The organism is Mucilaginibacter xinganensis, assembly GCF_002257585.1.
Taxonomy (GTDB): Bacteria; Bacteroidota; Bacteroidia; order Sphingobacteriales; family Sphingobacteriaceae; genus Mucilaginibacter; species Mucilaginibacter xinganensis.
Genome location: NZ_CP022743.1, coordinates 5,294,529 through 5,301,339, shown reverse-complemented (window position 1 = coordinate 5,301,339; position 6,811 = coordinate 5,294,529). Strand labels below are relative to the sequence as shown.

Below are 6,811 nucleotides of genomic sequence, written 5' to 3'. Positions count from 1 at the left end.
ATGAATTTTATTAAAATATTGATTTCCAACCCCCAGCGAAACATCTTTTGGAACTGCTACGGAACATCGAATATTCAAAAAAATCGTGGATAAAAAAATTATATTTCAACATTTTTAGTAATTAAATTTATGAAATAATAACCTGTTTTATGCTGCTAATTGATTATAAAATATTATATTTCGCAGTAACACAGCTTAGTTACTTATTTATTAACTATTCAAAAGTTTTAAATTTAGTTTTTTCCACATTTTAGTGTTTTACCCAAATGCCCGTTCGCCGGGGTGCCTGCAACTGTCAATTTTTAAGCCACAATAAACTTAGCAGCGCCTGATATTTTTTAAACGCCTGATTGTATAGCTGATAAATTTTTGAATAAAAATAGTCCGTCCGTCAAAAGGATATACTGACAGGGTGCCCGTGTCAGTATTCCCCGAAAATGTGGCGCAATGTGTCAGAAATTTCACCTAATGTGGCATACTGTTCTACAGCGTTTAATATATAAGGCATAAGGTTTTCTTCGCCCATAGCTGCGGTGCTGAGTTTTTGCAGGCATGTTGATACGGCTAGGTTATCCCTTGTACTCTTTAAAATGTTGATTTTTTCGGTTTGTTTGATACGGATAGTATCGTCAACCCGGAATACATTGATAGCAGCTGGCTCAGGCTCGGTGAATTTGTTTACGCCAACCAGCACCTTTTCGCCGCTTTCAATTTCATTCTGATAGATATAGGCTGATCTGGCAATCTCCTGTTGAATGTAATCCTGCTCAATTGCTTTTACTGAACCGCCCATAGCATCTATTTTATCTATATATATATAGGCAGCTTTTTCAAGTTCGTCAGTAAGTGCTTCTATAAAATAGGAGCCAGCCAGCGGATCAACCGTGTCAGTTACGCCGCTTTCAAAGGCGATAATCTGTTGTGTACGTAAAGCAATTTTGGCAGCGGCTTCGGTTGGTAGGGAGATAGCCTCGTCGTAACCGTTGGTATGTAATGATTGTGTGCCGCCTAATACGGCAGCCAAAGCCTGGTTACTTACCCTAACAATGTTGTTCATGGGTTGCTGCGCGGTTAAGGTTGAACCACCGGTTTGGGTATGAAAACGCAGCTTTTGCGCTCCCGCATCCGTAGCGCCCAGTTCTTTGGTAATGTTTGCCCATATGCGCCTCGCCGCCCTGAACTTCGCTATCTCTTCAAAAAAATTGTTATGGCAGTTAAAGAAAAAGGATAGTCTTTTCGCAAAAACGTTTATATCTAATCCTTTTTGTAAGGCAGCTTTCAAATAGGTTTTACCATTTGCCAGGGTAAAGGCTAGCTCCTGCACCGCAGTTGAACCCGCTTCGCGGATGTGATAGCCTGAAATGGATATGGTATTCCACTTTGGGACCTCTTTGCTGCAATACTCAAATACGTCAGTTATCAAACGCATGGAGGCCTGGGGAGGATATATATAGGTGCCGCGGGCAGCGTATTCCTTTAATATGTCATTTTGTATGGTGCCCGAGATCTGCTTCAGGTCTGCGCCCTGTTTTTTTGCCAGCGCAATGTACATGGCTAATAATATAGGCGCAGTAGCATTAATAGTCATTGAGGTGGTAATGTTTTTAAGCTCGATACCATTGAACAGGATTTCGACATCTTGCAACGAGTCAATGGCCACGCCTACCTTACCAACTTCTCCGTCCGCAAGTTCATGGTCTGAGTCGTAACCAATTTGCGTAGGGAGGTCAAATGCAACCGAAAGCCCCATGGTACCCTGGCTCAACAGGTAATGGTAACGTTTATTTGATTCTTCGGCAGTTGAAAACCCTGCATATTGCCGCATAGTCCACGGCCTGCCACGGTACATGTCTTTTTGAATCCCCCTGGTGAAAGGGAATTCGCCGGGTAACTCATTCATACCTGAAGGTTCAGTATAAACCTCTTTAATTTCGATATCTGACGTTGTGTTAAATTTCTTTCCGGCCATTTGATTTAAATAATAAGCTTAACCCGTTCAATTAGCGTGATGTTTAACCTTCAATAACTGACCTAAAATAATTCTTCCAAATCTTTACGTAACATGCCGGCTCCAATTTCATAAGGGTTGTCTTCTAACTGGCTCAGGCTCCCTAAAATTATCTTACTCAATTCAAGCCCTGTGGCATTTTCGGGGGCTCCTTTAATAGAGTTATTTATTATGCCCAGCGTATCTTCCTTAACATGCTTTACCACGCCCCAGGCGCGGCTGCTCACATAAATTTGTTGTGTGATGTTGTGTTGATATTCATTACGGATTTCATCAACAATTAAGCTGTACAGTTCATGGGCGGAATAAGACGGCGCATTTAAGCGGATAAGCATATTAGCAGGGTTAACCCGTTCAATAAATAAAACCAAGCGTTCATAGGCCTGTAACCGGAGTGGTAGCGTTTGGTTGCTTATGGTCTTTCTGAATTCCAGAAGTTGAATTTTTTCATCCCTGTCCAGGTATGGCTTAATAAGGTAAAAGGCTATCCAAACAATACCAAGGCCGGCTATGGTGTATTTTAAAATATCTAAAAAGTAGGGCAAAAGATTCATACAGAAAGAATGTTAAATTGAGGTCATAAATATTTCGGTTGCAGCAAAAATCCGCATTTTACCTTATATTTGTTTAGTTAATTGAAAATAAGATGAGTACTGCTGTTGAAACCGCGCAAGGTCCGGTAACATTTACGGAAGGCGCTGTAAAGGAACTTTTTAAATTAAAGGATCAGCAAGAGATTGGTGATGATTTTGGATTACGTGTCGGCGTTGAAGGCGGCGGCTGTTCCGGTATGAACTATGTTTTAGGGTTTGACCAGAAAAAAGATGGTGACCAGGAGTATATAATTGATGGCATAAAGGTATTCATGCACAAGGCGCATGGCCTATACCTTCTTGGTATGCAAATTGATTTCCAGGACGGATTAAATGCCCGCGGCTTTACATTTAACAACCCTAACGCTGCAAGCACATGCGGCTGCGGCACTTCATTCTCTGTATAAAAATATTATGATCCATAATTGAAGGGCTTTCCTGTTACGGGGAGGCCCTTCTTTTTATGAATTAATTTTTCGCAATAATTACTTAACGGCCTCTTCAATGGTTTTTGTAAAGTCGTTAAGCGTATAAGGGCCATATCCCGTTGTATGAAGCTTAACTTTACCTTCTTTGTCTAATATGATACTGGTTGGATAGCCTTTAATTTCGTATTTAGCGGCGATCTCTTTTCCGTCATCAACTATGTGATAAGAAAAGGGGTTGTATTTTAAAAATTTTTGCAGGTCTTCTTTACCGTCAAGCGCAACTGCTATAAATACAATATTCGGGTTGCTTGCATAGCGAAGGGCAATTTTATTGAGCTCAGGGATTTCTTCTTTGCAGGGAGGGCAGGCAATAAACCAAAAATTTAAAACCACTACTTTACCTTCCAGGTCTTTCGGCCTTATTTTATACCCTGCGATATCTTTTGCGCTGAAAAGGTCAAGTTTATTTCCCGTTTTAATATAGCCGCTTTCATCGGTTGGAAGCCTGAAATTTTTCATGGCGGTTATTTCCAGCGCATCTTTTTTTACTAGTGTAAATTCATCAGCCTTATCTGTCGGCTGGTTCATCAATTTGTACTTGCCGGTTACAATTAAGTTGTGCCATTCGTTATAAGCATATCGTACGCCAGCGGAATCTTTAACAATAGTATTTGAGTCTATGTTGCTGGTTCTCTTTACGATGGTTGTGGTGGTGCCTGAGGCGTTGGTCCTAGTTATTGTCCCTGTAGTTTTAACGGTCTCTACCTGTGCGATAGCTGCCAGGCAGGAAATGGTGAGTGGTATAAGCAGGCTAATTATTTTTTTCATTATCGTGCAACGTTTAGATGAAATGAAAATACAGTTTACCGGGGATATAACAAACAGAAATAATTGCATTTAAAACAAAAAAGCACCATTGCGGTGCTTTTTGTTTGTATGTTAATAACGATTACTTCAACATAAAGCTGGTTTTACCCATCGTATAGCCATCAGCGTATAGCAGCACGGTATAGGAGCCTTTTTGGAAAGCCACCGGGTTTAGCCAGTCGATAGTATATGCGCTTCCGTCATCTTTAAACTCAATAGCTGTTTTATAGGTAAACTGCAGTTCCTGTCCGTCAGCATTAAATGTACCTGAGTCGGCCCCGGTTATTAAGTTACCTGTCGGGTCAATCACACGAACATAAATGTCGTGCATCGCTTTTTCGGCTACAGCATTGCTTGCAACGGTAAAGTTTATTTTGATTTTTTTAGCAGGACTAGCCCTTTTGGTATCTACCTCTTTACCACTGCCCCTTATTTTATAGGCCACAATATCAACGGTAGCAATTTTAAGTGCCGATGCTACTTTAACCTTGGTATCCAGTTCTTTATTTTGCTTTGTTAAAGCGCTGTCTTTTTTAGCAGCAGATACTAAGTTGGTTTTTAAGGTGTCGCGTTCAACAGCAAGTGATGCATTCTGTTTTTTCAATTCTTCAATATCAGCTGTATATTTGGTAACAAAATACCTTAACTGTTTTACATCTTCCTGGGCCTTTGATAGTTCGGCTACGGTTAGCTTGCCTTTTGAAAGCTCGCTGCGTAAAACCCTGATCTTAGCCTTAAGCGAATCGTTTTTTGCCTGCAACATTGCCGACATTTTTGTTTTACCCGCATTAACTTGTTCTATTTGTGCTTCAAGGCTATCAAGTTCCGTTTGCAGGCGGGTTTTTTCATCGTTTTGGTAAACAATCTTGGTGTCAGACTTGTTTTTTTGCAGGTACAAATACACATCCGTAGCAAGCAAAGCCAATACTACCACAATAAGGAAGTAAATGACATTCGAATTTTTTTTAGGTGTTTGGCCTGTTTGGTTTTCCATAGCGATTAGTTTAAAAAGTTTTCAATAATAGTTAAATATTAGCCGCTTGTAAAATAATATGTGTTGCAACTTATTTGTTTTTATTGCGTCAATATTTATTTCCGGTATTTAAATTATTTACTCCATTTTGCATTTTAACAGTGTTGAAAATATAACGCAGATATTAACCAGGTGATATAAAAAATAGTTTGAGCCGGGCTAAAAATAAACACAATATGGTTAAAACACAAAATACGGCTAATTATTATCCTGTATAATAAAACAGCTAAGCTATGAGTTTATATCTTTGCAGCTTTTAATTATTTATTTAATGTGCATCTATCGGCAGGTACTTTTTTTAATTTTTACATTAATTATTGTTAAAGAAGCAACGGCCCAGCCTATCCTTAATATTGACTCCGTCCATAATTCAGACACCGTTGTTAAAGATATGCTTGCTCCTAAACGCGAGTTTAGAGGCGTATGGATAGCTACTGTTGGTAATATTGACTGGCCAAGTAAGCCAGGCTTAAGCACTGCTGATCAAAAGCGGGAACTGATTGACCTGTTGAATATTCACCAGCAACAGGGCATTAATGCAGTAATGTTCCAGATAAGGCCTGCTGCAGATGCATTTTATGCAAAAAGCCGTGAACCGTGGTCAAAATGGCTTACAGGCAAACAGGGGCTGGCCCCCAGTCCGGCGTATGATCCCCTTGAATTTGCCATCAATGAAGCGCACAAACGCGGTATCGAGCTGCACGCCTGGTTTAATCCTTACCGCGCAACCAATGACGGCCAGTTTTCACTATTGAGCCCCTCACATATTACCCGGATTAAACCGGAATGGTTTTTTACTTACGGAGGCATTAAGTTGTTTAACCCCGGAATACCCGAAGTGCGCGACTATATTGTTAAGGTGTTTTTGGATGTGGTTGATAATTACGATATAGATGGCGTACACCTGGATGATTATTTTTATCCTTACCAGATTGACGGCCAGCATATAAATGATGCGGAAGCATTTGCAGCTTATGGAAAAGGCTATGATAATATAAAAGACTGGCGCCGCCATAATGTGGATACACTTATAGAAATGCTGAGCGACAGCATTCAAAAACACAAGCCGCATGTTAAGTTTGGCATCAGTCCGTTTGGAATTTGGGCTAACACTTACCAAAATCCCGAAGGCTCTGATACCCATGGCGGATCATCCTACTATGAATTATTTGCAGATTCACGCAGATGGATAAAAGAAGGATGGGTTGACTATATTAACCCACAGCTTTACTGGCCTATTGACAACCGTTCTGCCGCGTTCAATAAGTTGCTGGACTGGTGGAGCAATAATACTTATGGCAGGCATTTATACATTGGGATGGCAGCGTACCGGATAAATGAGCGCAAAGTAAGCAGGTTCAAGAATGCGGGGGAAATGCCGGACGAGATTAAATACCTGCGAAAAAACCCGAGGGTGCAGGGGAGCGTTTATTTCAGTTCAAAATCATTGGTTAATAACCCGCTTGGCTTTGCTGATTCGCTTAAACAAAATTATTATCATCATCCTGCACTTCCGCCTGTTATGCTTTGGCTCGATTCAATCCCCCCAAATGCACCGGTTAATTTTACCGCCGCTACAGGGGTAAATTGCGTTGAACTAACCTGGGCCACGCCGCCATTAGCCCGGGATCTGGAACCTGTTTATGGTTATGTAATTTACCGTTTTGACGGTAAAGAAAAGGTGAATTTAAATGATCCGGCCCATATTCTGCGTATTCAATATAATAACAGTACTTGTTTTGTGGATGATAGTGTAAAGAAAGGACAAACCTATTTATATGTTGTTACCGCGTTAGACCGGCTTAAGAATGAGAGTGAACCATCACCTACAATTGCAGCAACGCCGCGCTGGAAAGATCAGCGACCAGAAACAAGAAAGTAA

The 6,811-nt window shown here is 40.6% G+C and carries 6 protein-coding genes; 2 read left to right on the top strand and 4 right to left on the bottom strand.

Features of this window, described 5'->3' with window-relative positions; translation table 11 throughout:
- Positions 1–421: 421 nt before the first annotated feature.
- A complete protein-coding gene (locus tag MuYL_RS23065; RefSeq protein ID WP_094572792.1) occupies positions 422–1,969 on the bottom strand; it encodes an acyl-CoA mutase large subunit family protein in 1,548 nt (515 codons plus the stop codon).
- A 62-nt stretch (positions 1,970–2,031) separates the two neighbouring features.
- Positions 2,032–2,562: a DUF7935 family protein gene (locus tag MuYL_RS23060; RefSeq protein ID WP_094572791.1), complete on the bottom strand. Its 531-nt coding sequence runs from the start codon at positions 2,560–2,562 to the stop codon at positions 2,032–2,034.
- Positions 2,563–2,654: 92 nt separating this feature from the next.
- Between MuYL_RS23060 and MuYL_RS23055 the strand changes: the two genes are divergently transcribed.
- Positions 2,655–3,008, top strand: coding sequence for a HesB/IscA family protein (locus tag MuYL_RS23055; RefSeq protein ID WP_094572790.1), 354 nt, complete (start codon positions 2,655–2,657; stop codon positions 3,006–3,008).
- A gap of 78 nt (positions 3,009–3,086) precedes the next feature.
- Here MuYL_RS23055 and MuYL_RS23050 read toward each other — a convergent pair whose 3' ends face one another.
- Positions 3,087–3,857 carry a TlpA disulfide reductase family protein gene (locus tag MuYL_RS23050; RefSeq protein WP_157741091.1) on the bottom strand — a complete coding sequence of 257 codons (771 nt, stop codon included), beginning with the start codon at positions 3,855–3,857 and terminating at the stop codon, positions 3,087–3,089.
- 121 nt (positions 3,858–3,978) lie between these two features.
- Positions 3,979–4,890, bottom strand: coding sequence for a hypothetical protein (locus tag MuYL_RS23045; RefSeq protein WP_094572788.1), 912 nt, complete (start codon positions 4,888–4,890; stop codon positions 3,979–3,981).
- A gap of 310 nt (positions 4,891–5,200) precedes the next feature.
- On the opposite strand from MuYL_RS23045, the gene MuYL_RS23040 reads away from it, so the two are divergent.
- The gene (locus MuYL_RS23040) at positions 5,201–6,811 is read left to right on the top strand and encodes a glycoside hydrolase family 10 protein (RefSeq protein WP_245845708.1); all 1,611 of its coding nucleotides are present in this window, start codon (positions 5,201–5,203) and stop codon (positions 6,809–6,811) included.

What these genes read in the sequence shown, in the direction of transcription:
- MuYL_RS23065 (WP_094572792.1), bottom strand. Translation starts at nt 1,969, where the DNA reads ATGGCCGGAAAGAAATTTAACACAACGTCAGATATCGAAATTAAAGAG.
- MuYL_RS23060 (WP_094572791.1), bottom strand. Translation starts at nt 2,562, where the DNA reads ATGAATCTTTTGCCCTACTTTTTAGATATTTTAAAATACACCATAGCC.
- MuYL_RS23055 (WP_094572790.1), top strand. Translation starts at nt 2,655, where the DNA reads ATGAGTACTGCTGTTGAAACCGCGCAAGGTCCGGTAACATTTACGGAA.
- MuYL_RS23050 (WP_157741091.1), bottom strand. Translation starts at nt 3,857, where the DNA reads ATGAAAAAAATAATTAGCCTGCTTATACCACTCACCATTTCCTGCCTG.
- MuYL_RS23045 (WP_094572788.1), bottom strand. Translation starts at nt 4,890, where the DNA reads ATGGAAAACCAAACAGGCCAAACACCTAAAAAAAATTCGAATGTCATT.
- MuYL_RS23040 (WP_245845708.1), top strand. Translation starts at nt 5,201, where the DNA reads ATGTGCATCTATCGGCAGGTACTTTTTTTAATTTTTACATTAATTATT.